This window comes from Mariniflexile litorale, assembly GCF_031128465.2.
GTDB lineage: Bacteria > Bacteroidota > Bacteroidia > Flavobacteriales > Flavobacteriaceae > Mariniflexile > Mariniflexile litorale.
In genome coordinates, this window is the sequence record NZ_CP155618.1 from 1,197,459 (window position 1) to 1,220,840 (window position 23,382).

Annotated in this window: 16 protein-coding genes and 2 tRNA genes; 2 read left to right on the plus strand and 16 right to left on the minus strand. The window is 32.8% G+C overall.

Annotated elements, in window-relative coordinates; translation table 11 throughout:
- Positions 1-37 precede the first annotated feature (37 nt).
- Entirely contained in the window at positions 38-1,456 is a 1,419-nt protein-coding gene (locus QLS71_RS04865) for a RagB/SusD family nutrient uptake outer membrane protein (RefSeq protein ID WP_308990794.1), read from the minus strand.
- Between the two features lie 25 nt (positions 1,457-1,481).
- Positions 1,482-4,529, minus strand: coding sequence for a TonB-dependent receptor (locus tag QLS71_RS04870; RefSeq protein WP_308990795.1), 3,048 nt, complete (start codon positions 4,527-4,529; stop codon positions 1,482-1,484).
- 204 nt (positions 4,530-4,733) lie between these two features.
- Here QLS71_RS04870 and QLS71_RS04875 point away from each other — a divergent pair, with 204 nt between their 5' ends.
- Both QLS71_RS04875 and bglX read left to right on the plus strand, forming a co-directional pair.
- Positions 4,734-5,609, plus strand: a complete 876-nt coding sequence (locus tag QLS71_RS04875) for an AraC family transcriptional regulator (protein WP_308990796.1) — start codon at positions 4,734-4,736, stop codon at positions 5,607-5,609.
- Between the two features lie 454 nt (positions 5,610-6,063).
- Entirely contained in the window at positions 6,064-8,319 is a 2,256-nt protein-coding gene (gene bglX, locus QLS71_RS04880) for a beta-glucosidase BglX (protein WP_308990805.1), read from the plus strand.
- Positions 8,320-8,490: 171 nt separating this feature from the next.
- On the opposite strand, the gene QLS71_RS04885 is transcribed toward bglX, so the two are convergent.
- The 14 genes from QLS71_RS04885 to QLS71_RS04950 all read right to left on the minus strand — a co-directional run bounded on the left by QLS71_RS04885 (position 8,491) and on the right by QLS71_RS04950 (position 23,220).
- On the minus strand, positions 8,491-10,083 hold the full coding sequence (locus QLS71_RS04885) for an MFS transporter (protein WP_308990797.1): 1,593 nt from the start codon (positions 10,081-10,083) through the stop codon (positions 8,491-8,493).
- Between the two features lie 356 nt (positions 10,084-10,439).
- A complete protein-coding gene (locus tag QLS71_RS04890) occupies positions 10,440-11,351 on the minus strand; it encodes a transposase (RefSeq protein WP_348636625.1) in 912 nt (303 codons plus the stop codon).
- Between the two features lie 61 nt (positions 11,352-11,412).
- Complete coding sequence (locus tag QLS71_RS04895; RefSeq protein WP_348636621.1) at positions 11,413-11,760, minus strand: transposase; 348 nt, start codon at positions 11,758-11,760, stop codon at positions 11,413-11,415.
- Between the two features lie 157 nt (positions 11,761-11,917).
- Positions 11,918-12,001: transfer RNA gene (locus QLS71_RS04900), tRNA-Leu, on the minus strand.
- A gap of 53 nt (positions 12,002-12,054) precedes the next feature.
- A tRNA-Gly gene (locus QLS71_RS04905) sits at positions 12,055-12,126 on the minus strand.
- A gap of 95 nt (positions 12,127-12,221) precedes the next feature.
- Entirely contained in the window at positions 12,222-14,834 is a 2,613-nt protein-coding gene (gene mutS / locus QLS71_RS04910; RefSeq protein ID WP_308991359.1) for a DNA mismatch repair protein MutS, read from the minus strand.
- Between the two features lie 132 nt (positions 14,835-14,966).
- Complete coding sequence (murI, locus tag QLS71_RS04915) at positions 14,967-15,746, minus strand: glutamate racemase (RefSeq protein WP_308991360.1); 780 nt, start codon at positions 15,744-15,746, stop codon at positions 14,967-14,969.
- Positions 15,747-15,818: 72 nt separating this feature from the next.
- Positions 15,819-16,325, minus strand: coding sequence for an OmpH family outer membrane protein (locus QLS71_RS04920; RefSeq protein ID WP_308991361.1), 507 nt, complete (start codon positions 16,323-16,325; stop codon positions 15,819-15,821).
- Between the two features lie 29 nt (positions 16,326-16,354).
- Positions 16,355-17,350 (minus strand): OmpH family outer membrane protein, encoded by a 996-nt coding sequence (locus QLS71_RS04925; RefSeq protein WP_308991362.1) that lies wholly within the window; start codon positions 17,348-17,350, stop codon positions 16,355-16,357.
- 182 nt (positions 17,351-17,532) lie between these two features.
- Positions 17,533-20,160 carry an outer membrane protein assembly factor BamA gene (gene bamA / locus QLS71_RS04930; RefSeq protein ID WP_308991363.1) on the minus strand — a complete coding sequence of 876 codons (2,628 nt, stop codon included), beginning with the start codon at positions 20,158-20,160 and terminating at the stop codon, positions 17,533-17,535.
- Positions 20,093-20,833 carry an isoprenyl transferase gene (locus QLS71_RS04935; RefSeq protein ID WP_308991364.1) on the minus strand — a complete coding sequence of 247 codons (741 nt, stop codon included), beginning with the start codon at positions 20,831-20,833 and terminating at the stop codon, positions 20,093-20,095. The genes bamA and QLS71_RS04935 overlap by 68 nt, the downstream gene beginning before the upstream one ends.
- A gap of 2 nt (positions 20,834-20,835) precedes the next feature.
- Entirely contained in the window at positions 20,836-21,522 is a 687-nt protein-coding gene (locus QLS71_RS04940; protein ID WP_308991365.1) for a DUF6089 family protein, read from the minus strand.
- A gap of 100 nt (positions 21,523-21,622) precedes the next feature.
- Positions 21,623-22,507 (minus strand): NAD kinase, encoded by an 885-nt coding sequence (locus QLS71_RS04945; RefSeq protein ID WP_308991629.1) that lies wholly within the window; start codon positions 22,505-22,507, stop codon positions 21,623-21,625.
- A 53-nt stretch (positions 22,508-22,560) separates the two neighbouring features.
- Positions 22,561-23,220 (minus strand): acetoin utilization protein acuB, encoded by a 660-nt coding sequence (locus QLS71_RS04950; RefSeq protein ID WP_308991366.1) that lies wholly within the window; start codon positions 23,218-23,220, stop codon positions 22,561-22,563.
- Positions 23,221-23,382 lie beyond the last annotated feature (162 nt).

Sequence of the window (23,382 nt, forward strand, 5' to 3'; positions counted from 1 at the left end):
AATAAACCAAATCAATATAAAACTAAACTAATAATATTTACAAATTAGTGTTACCTTGTAATTCTATGTTTGGTATGGGCATAAGATAACTAAACCCATCAAATCTTTGTAAATCTAAATATCTTGATTGTTCGCCTGCCAATTCTACCCATCGTTCGTGTTTTATAGCGTTTAAGATTGCAGGTGCACCCGATACCACAACAGCTGGCATAGAAACTGAAGGCCTAGAGCGAACTTCGTTTAAAAACCCTAAGGCAATAATTTCTGATCCTCCTGGGCTTCTTATTTCAGCCTCTGCTTTCATTAATAATACATCTGCATAACGAAGCACTCTCGCGTTAATACCACTATCTGTAGTTTCAGAAGCTCTATCATCCAAATTTTGGTATTTTCTCCATGCCGGATTATCGTCTGGCCCTATACCTCCTGAAACAAATGTATTCTTTCCTTTATTATAAGTATTAGTCATGGTACCATTATCACTATCATCAATTGAATAAAAAGTATCCGCATAACGTGTATCTCCATCTTCGTATTCATCTAAAAGCATTTGGCTCGGTTTTACATTATACCAGCCACTATATTCTTGCGCTCTAAAAGATGTTTCAGAGTTTCCTAGTCCATCCTGATTCCAAGAATCACCCCCTCCTGTAAACTCATCATACATAACTTCAAATATAGATTCATCGTTATGCTCTCCTGCTACAGTAAAGTTATCTCTATAATTAGCTACTAAACTATAATTAGTTACATTCGCCAAAGCTGCTTTTGCCCCTGGAGCATCACCTTTTTGTAATAACACCTTTCCTAATAATGCCCATGCGGCACCTGATGTTGGTCTACCAACTTCCTGATCTCCTTTTGCAGGTAAATTAGTAGTTGCAAACTGTAAATCTGTAACAATAGCATTGTAAATGGCTGCTACTGATGATTTAGGCCTACCTCCTGGCACAGCTTCTAAATCCAGCACTAAAGGTATTTCACCGTATTTAGCAACTAAGTTAAAATAAAAAAGGGCTCTTAAAAACCGTACTTCTCCTAATCTTGCTGCTATTTCAGGAGCAGGGATGTTTTCAAAATTGGCTTCATTTACAATAACAAAATTACAACGTCCTATACCTTGATAGTTATGTTGCCAATATTGATTGTTACCATTATTTGCTTCATCAATACTTCTATTAATCATTTGCACTTTATCTGCTTCTAAATTACCTGCTGCATAGTTTTCACCCGCAATATTATCGTTAATATAGAATTGATATCTTGCATAATTACCTACTTCTTGAATATAGGTATAAGCTGCAGTTACTGCCGATTCAAGTTGCACACTAGATTTGAAAAATGTTTCAATCGATGATTGATTAGGGTTCGTTAAGTCTATTCCTGATTCATCACAGGAAATTAAAATTCCAATGACTACTGCAATACCAGTAAAAAAGATTTTAAATTTTTTCATGTTTTTTTATATTATTAATAGTACATTAAAATGCTAATTGAACTCCTAATATGAACGATCTAGGTTGTGGATACATCCCTCTATCTATTCCTACTCCTGCCGCTGCAGATTGTTGGCCTGGAGTTACTGTAGAACTTCCACCAATTTCAGGATCGTAACCAGAATAGTTCGTTATTGTAAACAGGTTTTGACCAGTTGCATACACTCTAAACTTAGTTATAGCTCCGTTTGCAATTGTAGACAATGTTGATTCTGGAAAACTATATCCAAAAGTTAAATTTCTTAATTTAGCATATGAGCCGTTTTCTATAAAACGGTCGGATCTATTTACATTTTCAGAATGCGGAGCAAACCTAGGAACAGAAGTATTTGTATTGGTTGGCGTCCATCTGTTTAAAACAGCAGTTCCGGCATTAAATAAACGTGTCATTCCTTCCAAATCATATAAATTGGTATTATATATATCATTCCCACTTACACCACTAAAAAATAATGTTGCATCGAAATTTTTGTAATTAGCAGAAAGATTTAAACCATATGTAAGTTCTGGAAATGGGTTTCCTATTTTCACATTATCTTGACTATCGATATCACCATCATTATTTTGATCTACAAAACGAATATCTCCTGGAAATACTATTTGATCCCCATTTCCATCTAAATTAGATCCGGGCTTAGTAAATACGGCATCCACTTCAGCCTGACTTTGGTAGATACCATTAGTTTTATATCCATAAAAATAGAATAATGATTCCCCTTCTGTTATTCTGGATAAGTTTTCGCCTTCAAAAACAGAACTTTCTATAAATGATAGTCCGTCTGTTAGTTTGGTCGCTTTATTTTTAGAAGTACCAAGATTTAAACTAGCAGACCAACTAAAATCACCTCCTTTATTATGGTTATACCCAATATTAAACTCAAATCCTTTAGTATTTGTTGATGCTCCATTACGTTGTGTAAAAGCTTCACCCAAACCATCTGATGTTACATTAGGAATTGGCACAATAACATCTTCAATATCATTATTATAATATTCAAAAGATAATGTAAGTGCATTATTAAGAAAAGCCATATCTAAACCAACATTCGTCATGGTTGCTTCTTCCCATTTTAAATCTGGGTTTGGTCTACCAAAATTCGAAGCTCCTACATTGTTATTTAATCCAATGTAACCATATGTATTTATTAAACCTGATTCAAAGGCATATTCTACAGAGCCATCATTACCTGTAACTCCCCAAGATCCTCTAAGTTTTAAATTACTTATTAAATCGGAATCTTTTAAAAAACCCTCTTCACTTAATACCCAACCTAAAGACACTGCTGGGAAATTTGCCCATTTATGTCCTTCGCCAAAACGAGAAGTTCCATCACGACGAAGCGATGCCGATAACAAATATTTGTTATCATAATTATAATTAACCCTGCCTATGTAAGATATTAAACCATATTCAAAAAGCTGATTTGTAACTACAGCATTACCTTGAATTACTTCTACAGTATCCGTTAACGGATTTGAAGCTTGGGAGCGGTTATCTCTAGACGTTGTTTCAAACTTTTCTGCAACTGCTAATAAATCTAAATTATGAACCTCATTAAAAACAGTTGAATATGTTAATGAACTTGTATAAGTATCTGAATTAAAAATATTTATTTTTTGATCTAGTTCAGCGGCTGTACGTTGGTTTATGCCTTCATCAAAAGAAGGGCGATGAATATTTGTTGACGTTGTTGTTCTTTCAAAACCATATTGAAACTTATACTCTAAACCTTTTAAAATTTCATAAGACGTATATACAGATCCTAATATTTTGGAAACATCAGTTGTGTTATTGCTTATTGTTTGAAGCCTAACTGGATTTTCTGAATCCGAGCCATTATCTAAAGTAGTATCGGTTCCTCCAAAACCACCTGGGTTATTCGCATCATAAACAGGTGTATAAGGCAATGATTTAATCATATGCTCTATCAATGTTCTATCGCCATTCTCTTCTTCATTTTTCATTTCAGTATCAGCAATGGCTAAAGTTTCACCTATTTTAAATTTACTACCAACTTTAAATTCACTATTAAGTCTAAGTGACGCTCTTTTAAATCCTGTGTTAATGATAATACCCTCTTGGTCTACGTAACCAGCCGACAAATTAAATATAGCGGTATCATTCCCACCAGAAGCACCTATATTCGTGTTATGCATAATGGATGACTGAAATACTTCGTCTTGCCAATCTGTGTTTAATTCTGTTGAAGCAGGATTTGAAGTATATCTGTTAGGCAAACCATATGTTTCACTTACAAACTGCTTAAATTGATTAGTATCTAATAAATCTAATGTTTTTGGAACATTTTGAAAAGACAAATAAGAATCAAAAGTAACTTTCGTTTTTCCAGATTTACCTTTTTTAGTGGTTATCAAAACCACACCATTAGAAGCCCTAGACCCGTAAATAGCGGCAGTTGACGCATCTTTTAACACATCCATTGTTTCTATATCATTAGGATTAATTGCGTTTAACCCAGTAGAAACAATACCATCTATTACATATAATGGTTGACTATTACCAAAAGTACCTAAACCACGAATTTGCACTTGTGGAGCTGTTCCTGGAACGCCTCCATTTATTACAGTAACACCAGGTGCCTGCCCTTGTAATGCTTGGTCTGCGGATGTAATTGGCGTTCTGTTAATATCTTCAGATTGAACAGAAGATATCGCACCCGTTACTAATCTTCTAGTAGTTTTCCCATAACCTACAACCACTACTTCATCTAATTCGCTTGTATCTTCTACCAAAACAACATCTAGATTAGATTTACCATTAACCTTAATTTCTTGAGATATATACCCAATAAAACTAAAAACTAAAATAGCATTAGCATCCACATTGCTAACACTAAAGTTTCCGTCAAAATCTGTAACAGCACCATTAGAAGTACCCTTAACAATTACATTTGCCCCAGCCAAAGGACCATAGGAATCAAAAATAGTACCAGTCACATTTTGTGAATACATTGATGTACCCACAATAAAAATTACTATTGAAAGTAATTTTAAAAATAATTTTTTATTCATAAGTTATTAAAAGTTAGTTCGTTAAAAATGTTTTTTCAATAAATTCATTAAATAAAGTAAATTTGCTTTAGGAAAATAGAATTCATATTACTTAATAAGTTAGTTTTAGTTAATACAAATCTAACACCAATTTCGACATACATATAATATGATTTTATCAAATATTAATATATATTTTTCACAATATCTTAAAAAGCACACTTTATGTTTGACAATATCCACAGAGAAATTACACAACTAACCCCAGAAGACAGTTTCTTAGTTTACAGCAGAGTAAAAGACGATTTTGACTTTCCAATACATTTCCATCCCGAGTATGAATTGAATTATATTCAAAACGGACAGGGCGTAAGAAGGTTTGCAGGAGACAGTATAGAAGAGATTGAAGACATTGAACTCGTATTTGTCGGCTCCAATTTAGTTCACGGTTGGGATTTATACAAATGCCAAAGCAAAGAAATACACGAAATAACCATCCATATAAACTATGATTTGTTGGATGAAAAACTATTAGCCAGAAATATATTCAAACCCATCAAAGACATGTTTGACAAATCTGCACATGGTATTTTATTTTCAAAAAAAACATCAAGAGAAATAGCTCCAAGATTAATAAATCTTACTAAAATAGACGGAATAGACTACTATTTAGAATTCATATCTATATTATATGACTTAGCTAATTCTAGAAAACAGCGCATGCTATCAACGACAACTTCTCAAAAAAGAAACTTCGAAAACAGTTCAAACATTAAAAAAGTATATGAGTATATCCAAAATAATTTTGACAAAAAGATTTCTTTAGATGAAATATCCGACTTAGTGAACATGAGCCCCGTTTCCTTTAATCGCTTTATAAAAAAGCGTACAGGAAAAACATTTGTTCTATATGTAAACTCTACACGCATAAGCCATGCAAGTAAACTTTTGTTAGAAACTGAACTAAGCATCGCTGAAGTTAGTTTTAAATGCGGTTTTAATAATATAGCTAATTTTAATAGAATTTTCAAAAAAGAAAAGAATGCAACGCCTAGCGAATACAGAGTTCAATTCAACGGTGGCATTAAAAGAATATTATAAACCCCAGAACAAGGCCCCTCCTTTTTAAATAATTACAGAGTCTGAAATTTAACACAAGCGTCTAACAGTAAATTTTTAATCAATAATAAGCTAAAATAATATTACATATTGACTATATAAGCCAATCACACAATTATTAATAAATATATTTTTGCAAATATTTCTTGTAATAAGAATCGTAATTGCTTTTATATAAATAAATAAAACACACTATAATCAGGGCTTTAGAAAGAATTTCAGAAAAATAATCAATTTCTAATCTCTCAACTGGTTATATTAAGTCTAGATGCTGTCTAGTTAAATTTATATAAAAATAGTATCATTAATAATAAACATATTATATATAGATTTCGTGTAATATAATTGATTTTGAACTATTTATACAAATAAAAAAACGATTATTATGGAAGTTAAAATTAAACCCACTATGGGCCTAACTGTAATTTTAATATTTATGGCGTGTAACACTGACTCTGGAAAAATTATTGCTAAATCTGACCATTTTAAATTAAAAGTCGATTCTCTTTTAAATATCATGACTCTTGAAGAAAAAATTGGTCAAATGAACCAATACAACGGTTTTTGGGACGTTACGGGTCCTGTGCCTAATGAGGGTGATGCAGAGAAAAAATATGAACATTTAAAAAATGGTCTTGTAGGTTCCATGCTTTCTGTTAGAGGAGCCAATGCAGTAAGGGCTGTTCAAAAAATTGTGGTTGAAGAATCGAGGTTAGGCATTCCATTAATTATAGGCTTTGATGTTATACATGGCTACAAAACATTAAGCCCCATTCCTTTGGCAGAATCTTGTAGTTGGGATTTAGAAGCAATAAGAAAATCGGCTCAAGTGGCTGCTACAGAAGCTTCAGCTGCAGGTATCAATTGGACTTTCGCCCCTATGGTAGATATTTCAAGGGACCCTAGATGGGGACGCGTTATGGAAGGAGCAGGAGAAGACCCTTTTTTAGGCAGTAAAATTGCTGCCGCTCGAGTACATGGTTTTCAAGGTGATGATTTATCTGCCATAAACACTATTGCTGCCTGCGCTAAACATTTTGCGGGTTATGGCTTTTCAGAATCTGGCAAAGAATACAATCCTGTTGATATAGGAGCATCCACATTGCATAATATCGTCCTTCCTCCATTTAAAGCTGCTGTTGACGCTCACGTTAAAACATTTATGAATGCTTTTAATGAATTAGACGGTATACCCGCAACTGGAAATGCATATCTGCTTCGTGATATTTTAAAAAACAAATGGGATTTCAAGGGTTTTGTCGTTTCAGATTGGGCTTCAATTAAAGAACTAGTTATGTGGGGCTATGCTAAAGACAATAAAGCTGCAGCGAAAATAGCTGCCATTGCAGGTTCTGATATGGATATGGAGTCTCATATATACGTTTCAGAATTAGCACAATTGGTAAAGGAAGGTGTGGTTCATGAAGACATAATTAATGATGCTGTTAGAAGAATTTTAACCGTTAAATTTGAATTAGGTTTATTTGATGACCCCTATAAATATTGCGATGAAGAAAGAGAAAAAGAAGTTATTTACAGCCCTAAACATATGGATGCTGTTTTAGATATGGCAAAAAAGTCCATTGTACTTCTTAAAAACGACAACCAACTACTTCCTCTAAAAAAAGAAGGACAAAATATCGTTTTAATTGGAGCTTTAGCAAATGAAAAAAATAGCCCTTTAGGGAGTTGGCGAATTGCTTCAAAAGACAATACCGCTATTTCTGTTTTAGAAGGTATGACAGAATATAAAGGCAATAATTTGGTTTATAAAAAGGGCGCAGATGTAACAATCGGGAACACTCAATTTGTAAATGAACTTAAAATTAACACTACAGACAGAAGTGAATTTAAAGAAGCTATTGATGCTGCCAAAGGAGCAGATGTAGTAGTAATGGTTTTAGGTGAACACGGTTTTCAAAGTGGCGAAGCACGAAGTAGAACCGAAATAGATCTTCCTGGAGTACAACAAGAACTACTGGAAGAAGTTTATAAAGTAAATAAAAACATAGTATTGGTACTTAAAAATGGTAGACCTTTAACTATTAATTGGGCGGACAAGCACATCCCTGCAATTGTTGAAACTTGGCAACTAGGTACTCAAACAGGCCATGCTGTTGCTCAAGTTTTGTACGGTGATTACAATCCAAGTGGCAAATTAACAATGACTTTCCCTAGAAATATAGGCCAAATACCTATTTATTATAATCATAAAAATACGGGAAGACCCGTTGCAGATGCTAATAATCCTAATTTAGTATTTTGGTCTCATTATAGCGATGTTGAAAACACACCTTTATACCCTTTTGGGTATGGACTTAGTTACACTACTTTTAAATATGAAGGATTAAAAGTAAGCAAACAAAAATTTTCATGCGCAGAAGACATTACTATTTCTGTAAAATTAACAAACTCTGGCAAATATGAAGGAAAGGAAGTTGTTCAACTATACATTAGAGATTTAGTTGCTAAGGTAACTCGACCCATAAAGGAACTTAAGGGATTTGAATTGGTAAACCTAAAACCGGGCGAGAGTAAAATTATTAATTTTACTCTAAACAAACACAATTTGGGTTACTATGATAATAATGGAGATTACGCTGTAGAATCAGGCGATTTTGAAGTTTTTGTTGGTGGAAATTCACAATCTACTTTAAAAACAAGTATTGAATTAAAGCAAGTATTGTATTAAAGCCAAGCAATTAATCCATTGCTTTTAACAATAAAGAGAGGCTATTTACTAAACAGTCTCTCTTTATGCTTTTATAATAATCACTAAAACTGGTGCTAAAAAAGGACTCGTTTAATTTTCATTAACAAGTGTAAACATATAACTAAACTTCAATTAGAAGAAAGAAGAAATTTAACTATTTCTTCTACGGTTTAATTCAATAGTAATTTCATCTAGTTTCTTTTGTTTTAAGGGATAAAACAACATTAATCCTGCAGCAATTAGTGTAACAATAGCCGGCATCCAACTCATCAATATAACGATTCCAGGCAGTGCCCCATTTATAGAAACAGCATCTTGTCCGTTATAATTATAAGCCGCCAAAACAAACCCTATAATGGCTCCAGCAATACCTCCTCCAAATTTTGTAGCAAATGATCCTGCGGAATAAATAAGCCCTGTGGCTCTTCGTTTATTTACAAATTCAGAATAGTCGGCCGCATCACCTAACATAACAAAAAACAACGTAGGAAAAATAGCTGCAAAAAATTCTGAAATAATTCCTATAGAAAATATAGCTCCCAGATTATTGGGTCCACAAAAAACCAATAAGGCATTAAAAAAACCAGACAAAAGCAATGCATAAATAAATAAATTTCGTTTCCCGAACTTGTTACCTAATGAAGCTGTTAACATAGCACCTGCAACAGAAGCCAACATAAGACCTACTAGAAAACTTGCAGCCAACAATTGATTGCCTAAATAGTGCGTAAAATAAATAACCACTATTCCTTGCTTAATGGAATTATACACATTAAAAAGCAACCCAATAACCAATAAGATTAACCAAGGTTTGTTAGTGATAAGTTGCCGCAAATCTTTTCCTAGATTACTTTCTTGATTTACTGGTGGCAACACGCGTTCTTTAGTGGTATAAAAAGTGATAAGCATAAATACAATAAGAAATATAGATAAAACATAAATAGATTTACTATAACCTTGCTTCTGATCTATAATAGAAATATTTGTAGCATTCAAATTTTCTTCACCTACAACAATAAAAGAATATGTCTCATCAGCTTTTAACGAAAAACTTTTATTATGAGTTGGTTCATTATTTTCTGCAGTTTCATTGTCCCAATAAAACATAGCTATTCCATCGTCTGTTTTGATATTGGCATTTTCAATATCTGAATTAGCAGAAACTTCAACCTTAAATTTTTGAAAATCTAATTTATCTACTTTTATATCTGGATTAATATTTCCAAAATAGGCAACTAAAAATAATAATACACCTTGTACAAGCATACCCCCTCCAAAAGCACCAACCATTCTATAGGATCCTAAGCTTGTTCGCTCTTTATCATCACCGGTCATTACCGCCATTAAAGCGCCATAAGGTATATTATTAGCTGTATATATAAGTGTAAATAAAATATAGGTTACGTAGGCATAAATTATTTTTCCTGTTGAATTAAAATCTGGACTGGTAAACAATAATGATAAACTAATCCCTAATGGAATGGCTGTCCATAAAATCCATGGGCGGAATTTTCCGTATTTTGATTTTGTTCTATCACCTAAAATCCCCATCAAAACATCACTAATTCCATCACTAAATCTAGCGACTAAAAACAAAACGCCTACTGTAGCTGGATCTAAGCCAAAAACATCCGTATAAAAAATAAACAGAAAAGTAGCAACCCCTCTCCATGCAATGTTTGCTGCCCCATCTCCTAATGCATAACCGATTTTTTCTTTTATTGAAAGCTTATATTTAAACATACTAGTTCTAAGTTTTAACTATTACTTTTTATCTTTTATAAAAAGTAATTAAGTATGTTAAATGTAAGACTTCTCTTTGTGAATATTCGATATTATTTCTATCTATTAGTGTATTATTCATTCAATTTTTAAACGTTCAAGCCACAAAATTTATAATTGTATTTGAAATGAAATCTGTTTTTTAAATTTTTACAAAATTTCATGAATTATCACCGATAATAATTCATGAATATAAGTTGGAAAAAAATTTATACATAGTGAAAGACATCTTCATATATAAATCTATAAACGTTGTTTTGATAATTACTTAATACAGGATTTTACGGATCAAGCTCATTTTTTGGGGACTAAGTTATTTATGCGTATAATTTAGTTAGTCTGAACAGGAAAAATTTCACATCTCTTACGCCTCTGAATTGCGATCTAAACTCTTTTATTTTGGCGTTGAATGATTCCGCCGAAGCATTAGTGCTTCTATTATTAAAATAGTTCAAGATAGAATTATGGTGTATTTGTAATGATTTAGATATTGTATTAAATGATTTAAATCCAGATTTCTGAACATTTTCATACCAATGTGCCAGTTTTAATCTTGCAACATCTTTATTGGTATTGGTTTGGTAAATGTTGCTAAGTTGTTGTGCTAAGTTATAGCATTTTTCTATTGATGGATACCGTTTGAATAATAGTTCAGCCCTTGTAATTTGTGATGGAGTCCATTTGGTTTTGTGTTTAAACAATAAATATCTACTCCTAGCCAAAAGCTGTCTTTTGGTATCCCCATTGCTAAGTATTTCTGGCGAGTAAACCATGTCTTTCTTTTTTGACTTCCCGATAAGCCTGTTTTCTTGTTCAAGAACCTCCCAACGCAATCGAATACGTTCTTCTTGAACAGCTTCCGTGGCTAACTTTTGCACATGGAACCTATCGGTTACAATTTCTGCTTTAGGGAAACACTTTTTGATGATTAAGTTCATGTTTGCAGCCATGTCCACTGTAACCTCTTTAACCATATTACGTCTTGAGCCGTCTATCATTTTGATTACTTTTATCACATCTTCTGCCTTGGTTCCTTTAACTAAGGCTACAATAGCTCCTTTTTTACCATGAGCATCTTTATTGGTTAAGATGGTATAGAGTTCTCCGTTTGAAAGAGAGGTTTCATCTAAACTTAAATATTTGCCTAAGTTTTTTCCAAAAAACAACCATTCGCTTGCATGGGTTTTCTGTTTCCACTCATTAAAATCGCTAAGATGGTTTTTGTAAATAAACTGAAGACGCTTACCATTGGTTTTGTAATACTCCCCAAATCTACTGGCACTTACCGCGTTAGTATCTAGAGATATCTTTTAAAAAAGCAGCAAACTCTGAGGTCATTCGAGTTCCCTGCGCTACTAAATTCCAATCCCTTTTTATGATCTGATGACTCTCTAAAAGTGTCCAACGACGCCGTTTGATATGAAGTAAAACCGTTTTCCCTCGCAAAGGGAAATCTTCTACAGTAATTTCAGGTATGAATCCCTTAGATTTAGCAGGGAGCTGTTCGTATTCGACAGGTAGGATATTTTTTTCTTCTAAGTAAAAGTGAATTTTATCAGATTCAGATTTACTGGAAACTACATCAAAATATTCTAAGATTCCTTCGGGTAGTAAATATTGGGCTAAATTTAAATGCAAAAGCTCTTTTGATTGTAAATTTAAAAAAATATATATAATTGTCCCCAAGTTTTATTCTTGAGCCGATTTTACCTTTAAACTACTGTAGATATTGACTATTTTGTCATTCAAATTATGACAAAAAAAAAGCCTTATCTAATAAAAGATAAGGCTTTAGTACTGAAGACGGGACTTGAACCCGTACGAACTAATGTTCATTGGATTTTAAGTCCAACGTGTCTACCAATTCCACCACTTCAGCATCATTCGATTGCGCTAAGCACATCGATTGGTATATTTTAAAGAAAGTTTCAGAGCGAAAGACGGGATTTGAACCCGCGACCCCCACCTTGGCAAGGTGATGCTCTACCCCTGAGCTACTTTCGCAATTTTTAAGAACGTGCAATATCTCTATTGCGGATGCAAATTTAAAATATTTCTTCTAAAACCAAAGCCTTTTATTAAAATAAATGAAATTAATTTTAAGCACGCTTTTTCTTAACCAACATACGCTTAATTTCGTTCAGTTTCATTAAAGCTTCTACAGGCGTAAGTGTATCAATATCAATGTGTAATATTTCTTCTTTTATGTTTTCCAAAAGCGGATCGTCTAAATTGAAAAAACTTAACTGCATATCATCAGTGAGTGTTTTCACCTTATCAGTAAGCTCTTCACTGGAATGTGACTTCTCTAATTTCTTTAAAATAGCATTTGCGCGATGCAAAACTTGTTGCGGCATGCCTGCCATTTTCGCTACATGAATTCCAAAACTATGTGCACTGCCACCTTCAACCAATTTTCTAATAAAAAGCACCGTGTCTTTCAACTCCTTTACCGATACATTATAATTTTTAATACGACCAAACGTTTCGGTCATTTCATTAAGTTCATGGTAATGGGTCGCAAACAAGGTTTTAGGTTTTGCTGGATGTTCGTGTAAATACTCACTAATGGCCCAAGCAATGGAAATACCATCATACGTACTGGTACCACGACCAATTTCATCTAACAGCACCAAACTTCTGTCGGAAATATTATTTAAAATAGAAGCTGTTTCATTCATTTCAACCATAAATGTAGATTCGCCCATCGATATATTATCACTCGCACCTACTCTGGTGAAAATTTTATCAACCAAACCAATTCTAGCTTCTTTAGCGGGCACAAAACTTCCTATTTGAGCCAACAGTACAATTAATGCCGTTTGACGCAAAATGGCCGACTTACCAGACATATTAGGCCCCGTAATCATAATGATTTGTTGGTTTGTTCTATCTAAAAATACATCATTAGCAATATAAGCCTCACCAATAGGTAGTTGTTTTTCTATAACAGGATGGCGTCCTTCTTTTATGTCTAAATCATGAGATTCATCAATAACTGGATACACATAATTATTATCGGTTGCTAATTGTGCAAACCCGCACAAACAATCTAATTGCCCTATTAAATAAGCATTTTGTTGTACTGGTTTTATATACTGGTTCATCCAAGCTACCAATTCTGCAAACAGTTGTTGTTCAATTGCCAATATTTTATCTTCGGCACCTAAAATTTTGGTTTCATATTCTTTTAGCTCTTCAGTAATATAACGTTCTGCACTAACTAGTGTTTGTTTACGGATCCATTCGTCTGGAACTTTATCTTTATGGGTATTTCGTACTTCAATATAATACCCAAACACATTGTTGGAATCTATTTTTAAAGAAGTAATACCTGTACGTTCGCTTTCTCTTTGTAGCATCTTATCTAAATAATCCTTTCCAGATTTTGATAAGCCACGTAACTCGTCTAATTCTGAAGAAAAACCAGGAGCGATCGTATGCCCCTTTAAAACATTCACAGGCGCATCTTCATTAAGCATTTCCTTAATTTTTACTCGTAATATATCGCAACCTTGAAGTGTATCACCAATAATCTTCAACGATTCATTATCACAATTACTTGCCAATGATTTTATTGGCACAATAGCTTCTAATGAGTTTTTAAGCTGAATAACCTCACGCGGATTCACCTTAGTCGTTGCTACTTTAGAAATTAAGCGTTCTAAATCGCCAATATGTTTAATATGATTTTGTACTTTTTGAAGCGTACTATTTTCATTTTTTAAATAATGTACCACTTCATGACGTTGTTTTATCTTATCGATACTTTTTAACGGCAATGCCAACCAACGTTTTAACATACGCCCGCCCATAGGCGAGATAGTTCTATCAATAATATGCAATAAGGTTACCGCATTGTTATTGGTAGAATTATAAAGCTCTAAATTTCTAATGGTAAATTTATCCATCCACACATACGCGTCTTCAGAAATTCTAGATATAGATGTTATATGTTGAAGTTTATTATGCTGGGTTTCGCCTAAATAATGAAGAATAGAACCCGATGCAATAATACCTTCATTCAAATCTTCAACTCCAAAGCCTTTAAGTGTTTTGGTGTTGAAATGTTTTATAAGTGTTTCGTAGGCATAATCGGTTTGATATACCCAATCTTCCATATAAAACGTATGAAAATCTTTTCCAAAGGTTTCATTAAAAAGCGTCCGTTTTTGTTTAGAAACCAGCACCTCACTCGGGTTAAAGTTTTGCAGTAACTTATCAATGTATTCGGCATTTCCCTGAGACGTTAAAAATTCACCCGTAGAAATATCTAAAAATGAAATCCCTATATATTTTTTATCAAAATACACCGAACACAAAAAGTTATTCGATTTAGACACCAAAACCTCATCATTAAACGCCACACCAGGTGTTACTAATTCGGTAACTCCTCGTTTTACAATGGTTTTTGTTTGTTTAGGATCTTCTAGCTGGTCGCAAATAGCTACACGCTTCCCTGCTTTAACTAGTTTTGGTAAATAGGTATTTATAGAATGATGTGGAAAACCTGCCAACTCAATTTCACTCTCGCTACCAGCGCCACGTTTTGTTAAAGTAATACCCAAAATACCCGCTGCTTCAACTGCATCTTCACCAAACGTTTCATAAAAGTCGCCCACACGAAACAGCAATAAAGCATCTGGATATTTTGCTTTAATAGCATTATATTGTTTCATTAAAGGGGTTTCTTTCTTTTCTTTTTTAGCCAATGGTAAATGGTTTTTTTAGTGAAATTTTACTTCAATAGTTGTTGAGTTTGTAAGATTGCTAATGTACTTATTATTTCGTTTTTTATAAAGAGATTAGTTATTAATAGTTTCTAATGTTCATTCTGCTTTAAATCAAAAATTAAGATATTTAACATCCAATGTGTCTTTTAAAAGAGATGCTAAAACTTCAGTTTTTCCGTTAGTAAAAAATTGACAATTACCTTTTGCTATACTATTATTTAACAAATCGTATTTTTGCAAAACAGCTTTGGTTTGTCTTGCTACTGCTTCGCCCGAATCTATAATTTTAACGTTATTAGGAAGTAACTCTATTAATAAAGGCATCAAATAAGGGTAGTGGGTGCAACCTAGGACTAAATAGTCAACATTGGCATCAATCATAGGTTGTAAATACTGTTTCAATAAATTCCTCATGGTTTCGGAATATAACTGCCCGCTTTCAATAAGCTCAACAAGCCCCTCTCCAATGCGTTCAATTACTTTAATATTTCTAGCAAACAAATCAGTCGTTTTGTGAAATAACTCGCTAGAAAGGGTTCCTTTGGTAGCCAAAATACCTACAGCCTTTGTTTTGGTATTGAGTGCTGCTGGTTTTATAGCTGGCTCTATACCAATAATGGGGAGTTTATATTTGTCTCTAAGTATGTAAATAGCATTTGTAGTGGCAGTATTACAGGCCACAACTATAATTTTACAATCTTGATTGATTAGGTATTCAACATTTTTTATACTTAAATTTATAATGGTTTCTTTCGTCTTTAAACCATAAGGCGCATTGGCACTATCAGCTAAATAGATGGTGCTTTCATTTGGTAAAAGCATGTTAATTTCTTTCCAAATAGAAGTGCCACCAACACCAGAATCGAAAATGCCAATAGGTTGTTTGCTCATAGTTTAACAAAACTAAAAAAAGCTGCCTTGTAAAAGACAGCTTTTTGTAAATTTTATTTAGTTTCTAAATTATTAGATACCTAATGCTTTTTTAACATCGTCTAATAAGTTTTTACCATCGGCTAAAATAGTTACTCCTTGAGCAGAATCTAAAACATAATCAAAACCTTGAGCTCTACCTACTTTTAAAATAGCAGCTTTTGCTTTTTCGGTAATTGGCTGTAACAAATCCATTTCCTTTTTTTGTAAATCTTGTTGTGCATCAGTTCTGAATTGCTGAATACGTTGTTGTTTTTCTTGCAATTCTTGACCTCTTTTCATGTTTTCCTCTTCTGTTTTCGTAGCAGCTTCTGCTTCATATTGCTTGGCAATATTCTGATATTCTGTAATAGAACTTTGAATATCTGTTTGGTAGGTTTTGCTTAAAGTTTCAAGTTGCTTTTGAGCTTCTTTCATCTCTGGCATGGCCGTAATTAATTCTTGTGTATTTATATGAGCAATTTTGCTTTGGGCGTTAGAGAAACTAACCGTTCCAATACATAATGCAGTTGCTAATAATAGAGTTTTAAATTGTTTCATTTTTAATAGTGTTAATGTGTTATAAATTGTTATTTGTTGTCTGTACTATCTTTAGCTTTTTGACGCTCTTCAAGAATTTTCTTTTTTCTATCTTCCAATTCTTTTTTTCTCGCTTCTCTTTCGGCTAACTTTGCTTGTCTATTTTCTTCAATTAATTGAGCTTGAGTTTTTACTTCTTCAGTTTTAGTTTCAGCTTGTTTTGTCGTTTCAACAGTTTTGTCTGTTACTTCTGGTTCATCAGATGTTTTTCTTTCATCCAACTTATCTTGTTTTGCTTTTTCGCGTTCTTCTAATATTTGTTGACGTTTGTCTTCTGCTTCTTTAACTTTTGCTGCACGGGCATCCAGAATTTCTTGTCGGCGTTTTTCAACGGCACTTACACGTTCCGCTTTTCTCTCTTCTAACGCTTTTTCTCGTGCTTCCAATTCATAGTTAATTTCTGGCACTAACTCTTCTGCTTCTGCAGCTTTACGTTCCGATTTAGTTTGCGCTTGATTACGTTTTGCACTTCTTGTAATACTACGTATTATCTGGTCGCTTAAATCTAATTGTTTTGCCGAATATAGCATAACTGTTTCAGATTTATCTAAAATGAGATCGTACTGTTTTGTTGTTGCCATATCTTGAACTGCAGCAAAAATTTGATCTTGAATGGGCTGCATCAATTGTCTTTTTTGAATAAACAGGTCGCCATTGGGTCCAAATCGTTTTTGCTGATAATCTAAAATCTCCTTTTCTTCAAAAGAAATATCCTCTTCACGTTCGTCAATAAGCTCTTTTGTTAAAAGAGCTTTTTCATTGCTTAAATCTTTTCGTTTTTGTTCTATGGCACTTAATTGGGCTTCAATATCGTTTTTCCATTTGCTTGCTTTTTCATTTAATTGCGCAGTAGCTTCTTGGTATTCTGGAATATTTTCTAAAATAAATTCAGTATCAATATATCCAATTCTTACACCACGCTGAGCATTAACAGAAACGCTAATCATAAAAACTAATGTCAGTAAAAAAAGAACGTTATTTTTCATGTGTCTATTATTTATAATTTATTTTCTTATAAATTCTAAAACCGACAGATGATTTATTTCATTTCTGTCACTTGTTTGAATTATATCTTCAAAATTAACGAATTTTAATTTTAAAAATTTTAATTCTCATTCAAATCATCAAACTGTTATTAGAAAATATCGTGCCAAAATAAATTTTACCCTTAAAATTGTTGCCCGATAATGAAATGCGTTTCCCAACCATGGGCTTTAATTTCACCTTGTGATTCTAAAGGATCAAAACCGTAACCAAAATCTATTCCTAATAAACCAAATGCAGGCATAAAAATACGAACACCTAAACCTGCAGACCGTTTAATATCAAATGGGTTGTAATCTCTAAAGTTATTATAAGATGCCCCTCCTTCTAAAAAGGACAATCCATAAATTTTAGCCGATGCCTTTAGTGTAATAGGGTAACGCAATTCTAATGAGAACTTATTGTAAATAGTACCTCCATCGTTATCCGACAATGATTGATTTGGATAACCACGTAATGCAATAGATTCTCGACCATCTAAACTATAACTTCCTAAACCATCACCACCAAGGAAGAAACGCTCGAAAGGGATAACGCCTCTATCATTATTATAAGCTCCTAAAAAACCAAATTCCGCACTCGGTTTTAATACCAAGTCTTTGGTTAGTTGTGTGTACCATTCGCCTTTAAAGTTTATTTTGTAGAATTCTAACCATTTGTAACGTTCTTGATCTATTTCTGCTGCTCTTGCATAATCATCAGAATCTGTTAGATTTAAATCATCATATTCTTCTTTTAATCCTTTATAATCTACACCATCAAATAATGAATAAGGAATAGATAATTTGGCAGTCACATTAAAGCTAGAGCCAGCCGTAGGATAAATAGGATCTACGCTGGTATTATTTCTGCCCAAACCAACGGTATATGATAAGTTATTTGCATAGCCATCACCAAAAGTAAATAAACCTGTATTGTAATTATTTAAATCATAACGTTGAAAACTCACAGCTTGTGATAACACAAAGAAATCATCAGGAACCTGCAATCGTTTAGCTAAACCAAAAGTAATCCCTGTTATATTAAAGCTTTTAGATTTATCAGCATTTCCATTTAAAGGATTATATAAAAATTGTTTTGTATGTGATATAGAGGTTGAAAATTGTACTGGACGCTTACCACCTAACCAAGGCTCAGAAAATGAGAAACTATAGGTTTGGTAGAAACGACTCGCTTGTAAACGCAATGCTAATTTTTGACCATCACCCATTGGGATCGGTTTGTAAGCGTCTTTTTTAAAGATATCTTTAATAGAAAAGTTATTAAACGACAATCCTAAAGTACCTATAAAGCCACCTCCACCGTAACCACCTTGTAATTCTATTTGACTAGAACCCGTTTCTTTAACCGAGTATTCCATATCAATAGTACCCTCATTAGGATTAGGGTTGTTAAAATTTGGTGATATTTCTTGAGCATCGAAAAACCCTAATTGACCAAGCTCTCTCACAGTACGTACCACATTGGCTTTACTGTATAATTGTCCTGGGCGTGTTCGAATTTCACGGTATATAACGTGGTCATTTGTTTTATCGTTACCTACTATTGAAACATTATTAAAATATGCAGGTTTTCCTTCAGATATTCTAATTTCTAAATCGATAACATTGTTAACCGCACTTACTTCAACAGGGTTTATGCTTGAGAATAAATAACCGTTATTTTGATATAGGTTTGTTATATCATCGGCGTCTGGTTTAGATCCATCTGCAATTCTTTTTTGTAATAATACTCCGTTATAGGTCTCACCTTTGTTAATACGAAGCATTCTAGATAATTGTTCATTAGTGTAAACAGTATTTCCAATAAAGGTTATATCACCAAATGTGTACTGCTCACCTTCATTAACCGCTATTTGTAATGAGATGGTTTTTTTATCATTATAAACAACGCTATCTGATACTATACGTGCATCTCTATAACCATTCTCTTTATATTTCTCTACAACATTCGATAAATCTGCTTGATAAGCCGAGTCAATAAATTTTGATCGTTTTAATATACGAATGCGGTTGATTTTTTTTGTGCTTTTCATGCTTTTACGAAGCTGCTTATCGCTTAAGACTTCGTTTCCTGTAAACACTATATCTTTTATTTTAACTTTTTCACCTTTATCAATATTAAGAACCATATTAACTCGCGCCGTTGGAGTGGAGTCTTTTACTTCAATAGTATTGATATGTACTTTTGAATTTAAATAGCCTTCTTTTTTATATTTTTTAGTTAGGAAATTTTTTGTTGTAGTAAGAAGATTTTCGGTAACTTTCACTCCTTTATTTAATTTGGTATCTTTAATAACACCTTCAACCTTACCCTTTTTTACACCATTAATTTTTAATTCGTTAAGTTGTGGTAAGTCAGACAATCTAATTTCTAAATATGCAACATCGCCTTCAATGTGAGTTATATAAACCTCTATATCACTAAATAATTTTGAATTCCAAAGTTTTTTAATAGCATCACCAATATCTTCACCCGGAATGGCCATTTCTTTTCCTTTACTTAACCCAGAATAGGTAATAATGGTTTGTTCGCTAAATGATGTATTTCCGGATACTGAAATATCTCCTAAAATGTATTTTTTACCGTTGCTATATGGTAAATCTTGTGCTTGGATGGTAATGCTACTTACAAAAAGTAACAGTACCGTACAGTGTTTTAAAAATTTTATCAAAGGTAAATTATTAGCTAAGTTGTTCACTTGTTTTCCCAAATCGTCGTTCTCTTTTTTGATATTCAATAATAGCTTCATACAAATGCTGTTTTGTAAAATCCGGCCATAATACGCTCGTAAAATACAATTCGGCATATGCAATTTGCCAAAGTAAAAAGTTGCTTATCCGTTGTTCCCCACTCGTTCTAATAAGCAAATCCACATCTGGTAAATTTCGCGTGTAAAGATGCTCATTTATAATTGATTCATCAATTTTTTCGGGCGAAATTATATTATTTTTAACTTTAATACTAATCTCTTTAACAGTATTTAGCAATTCTTCGCGAGAGCCATAGCTTAAAGCTAGGGTTAAAGTCATTCTTGTATTGTCTTTTGTTTGCTCTATAACTTCGTGAAGTTCTTTAAAAACTTTTTTAGGTAAGCTTTTTAAATTACCTATGGCAGAGAGCTTTATATTGTTGTCTTGAAGTGTTTTGATTTCTTTTTTTAATGAAGACACTAAAAGCTTCATAAGGGTTTGGACTTCTAACTTTGGACGGTTCCAATTTTCGGTAGAAAACGCATAAAGTGTTAGGTTTTCTATACCAAGTTCTGCACAAGTTTCAACTGTTTCTTTTACTGATTTTGTACCGTTTTCATGACCAAAAGCACGCATCATGCCTTGTTGTTTTGCCCAACGCCCATTGCCATCCATAATAATAGCAATGTGTTTTGGTAGTTCTTTACTTTGTACGCTTTCCTTTAAGTCCATTTTTAATTTATACAATAACATGGTCTTTCTCCAAATGTATAGGTCAAGGTAATACCCGAAAACACATACCAGTCATTATTATTAATATTGCCAAATCGGTATTCCAAGTGACTTGCATCGTTGGGGAGACTACCCTCTATTCCATCTGAAAATGTATAACGTGCCCCTACTTCCATACCTAAAATAAAATTACCTAAAAAATTTGTTTTAACCCCTAGCGCCATAGGAATCCCATAAGCCCAACTTGAATTATTTTCGTCAGTTTGTACACCATTTAAAAAGTAATAATTAGTATGGTGAGCAGCACTTATACCTGTATATAAGTATGGTGTTGCCAATTTTCTGCCAGAATGCAAATTAAAATCCATAAAGGTAAACTCCATACCCGCAGCGATTTCTAATAAATTTGAGTTAAAATAATAATCTCTTTCAACACGTCTTGGATCATCAGATTTACTATCATCAGTCTCTAAGTCGGAATATATTAAAGAAATTCTCCAAGAATGTCTTGGACTTCTGTTCCATTTATATAGAATTCCTAGAGCAGGACTATTGGGCGAAATATAATCGGTAGCCCCTACATCACCTATAAAATTACTACCTCCTACAAATACACCTAATTCGTTAATTTGAGAGTGGCTTAGTTGAACGCTTAAAATGCTTAATATCAAGATGGTTAAATGCCTCATAAATATTCAAAAGTTTGCAAATATAATAAATAAGAAATGCCTAATACAATTTAGCTCAAATTGTATTAGTGTAAAAACAGCATTTCTTTGAAAATATTGCCTAATTGCGTTTGTCTTCGCCCCAAAGTAATTTTTTTCGAAGCGTGTCTAAAAAGCTTTCTCCTAAAATATCAATCATTTTGATTTTAAAATCGGCTTTTTTAATTTTAATAATGGTGCCATTTTCTAAGGTAGCAATTCTGGAATCTAAAGAGATTAAATGGTTTTCTTCCCTGCCTGACACTTTTAATTGAATTTCAGTAGAGTCTGGAATAATCAATGGTCGTGCACTTAAATTATGGGGTGCTATCGGTGCTAAAACAAAACTTTTAGTATCTGGTGTTATTACAGGGCCTCCACAACTTAATGAATACCCTGTTGAGCCCGTTGGTGTTGAAACAATTAAACCATCGCTCCAATATGATGTTAAATACTCATCGTTTAAATACGTTTCAACAGTTATCATGGAGGTTGTGTTTTTTCTACTTACCGCTATTTCATTTAATGCAAAATTAAGCGATTTTATATCATCGTTTTCAGGAGATGTTTCAATAGAAAGCAAACTACGTTCTGAAATTTTATACTTACCATCTATGATATTTTGAATAGCAATTTCTATTTGATTGACTTGAATCGTAGCTAAAAAGCCTAAACGACCTGTATTAATTCCCACAATTGGAATACCCATATCTTTTACAAAAATAATAGCACGTAAAATAGTACCATCTCCCCCTATGCTTACTAAAAAATCAAAAGACTTATCTAAAGTATCAAATGTTTTGAAAGATTTGTAATCGTCAAAATTTGGAGTTTCTTTTTTTATAAGATCAAAAAACTCCGTTTCAATATAAGCATCAACGTCCTTCTTTAATAAATAATCAAATAGTTTTTCTACAGCAGTGGTAGTAGTTTCATTATAAAATCGTCCAAAAACGGCAACCTTCATTTGTGAATTTTTATTATTTTTCATAGGTTATATGGTATATCCATATAATCGTTTTATATATTTAAATATTTATTCAAATAATCCGAACGTTCTTTCAAACTTTCTAGATAACTATCCTCTTCATGACCAGATACAATATTATAACTATAACGACGAAATGTTTGTATAATTTCATTAAGGCCCGTATTGCCTATTTTTAAAGTAACCTGAACCAAATCGGGTTTCATTTTAGATACAAAAGCACCTAATAATTTGCCATTATTGGTTTCTACTATTTGGCTAATTTCACTAAAACTATAATCGCTAATACCTTTTTCGATAACTAAAATTCCCCCAGGATCAGAAAAAAAAGGCGATTCACTAAATAAACTAATAACCTCTTTAAGCTCATAATACCCCAAATACACATTTTGATGATTCAAAACAGGCATAATGTTAGCAGAGTTTACAGCAAAAGCTTCTAAAACATCGAGCCAAATGGTTGAATCCCGTACAAAAAAATTTTCAATAGCATATTTGTAATCATTAACCATTTTATTGGTTTCAAAACAATGTGCATCATTTTCAGAAAAACTTCCTAGATAGATATTATTATCATCTTGAATAGGAATATGTGAATAGGTTAACTGATTAAATAGATGCTGTAAATCGCTTATTTTACTATTGCTATTTAATGGTTTTATATCGTTTGTAATAAATTCTGATAGTTTCATCTGTTCTTGTTTATTTTTTAATTTGTCAGATGTAGCATCCATATAATCCACTTTACTACATGTAATAAAATTTAGTTATGCATGTTTCATTATCCTATTTATATGAATGCAAATTAATCAAAAAAAAAGCATATAAGCCTGTTCTACTTTGTATTTTTGTCT

Excerpts from the sequence above, each read along its gene's own strand:
- QLS71_RS04925 (WP_308991362.1), bottom strand. The coding sequence starts at position 17,350 with ATGAAAAATAACGTTCTTTTTTTACTGACATTAGTTTTTATGATTAGC.
- QLS71_RS04935 (WP_308991364.1), bottom strand. The coding sequence starts at position 20,833 with ATGGACTTAAAGGAAAGCGTACAAAGTAAAGAACTACCAAAACACATT.
- murI (WP_308991360.1), bottom strand. The coding sequence starts at position 15,746 with ATGAGCAAACAACCTATTGGCATTTTCGATTCTGGTGTTGGTGGCACT.
- bglX (WP_308990805.1), top strand. The coding sequence starts at position 6,064 with ATGGCGTGTAACACTGACTCTGGAAAAATTATTGCTAAATCTGACCAT.
- QLS71_RS04940 (WP_308991365.1), bottom strand. The coding sequence starts at position 21,522 with ATGAGGCATTTAACCATCTTGATATTAAGCATTTTAAGCGTTCAACTA.
- QLS71_RS04950 (WP_308991366.1), bottom strand. The coding sequence starts at position 23,220 with ATGAAACTATCAGAATTTATTACAAACGATATAAAACCATTAAATAGC.
- QLS71_RS04875 (WP_308990796.1), top strand. The coding sequence starts at position 4,734 with ATGTTTGACAATATCCACAGAGAAATTACACAACTAACCCCAGAAGAC.
- QLS71_RS04865 (WP_308990794.1), bottom strand. The coding sequence starts at position 1,456 with ATGAAAAAATTTAAAATCTTTTTTACTGGTATTGCAGTAGTCATTGGA.
- QLS71_RS04945 (WP_308991629.1), bottom strand. The coding sequence starts at position 22,507 with ATGAAGGTTGCCGTTTTTGGACGATTTTATAATGAAACTACTACCACT.
- QLS71_RS04920 (WP_308991361.1), bottom strand. The coding sequence starts at position 16,325 with ATGAAACAATTTAAAACTCTATTATTAGCAACTGCATTATGTATTGGA.
- QLS71_RS04885 (WP_308990797.1), bottom strand. The coding sequence starts at position 10,083 with ATGTTTAAATATAAGCTTTCAATAAAAGAAAAAATCGGTTATGCATTA.
- bamA (WP_308991363.1), bottom strand. The coding sequence starts at position 20,160 with ATGAAGCTATTATTGAATATCAAAAAAGAGAACGACGATTTGGGAAAA.
- QLS71_RS04870 (WP_308990795.1), bottom strand. The coding sequence starts at position 4,529 with ATGAATAAAAAATTATTTTTAAAATTACTTTCAATAGTAATTTTTATT.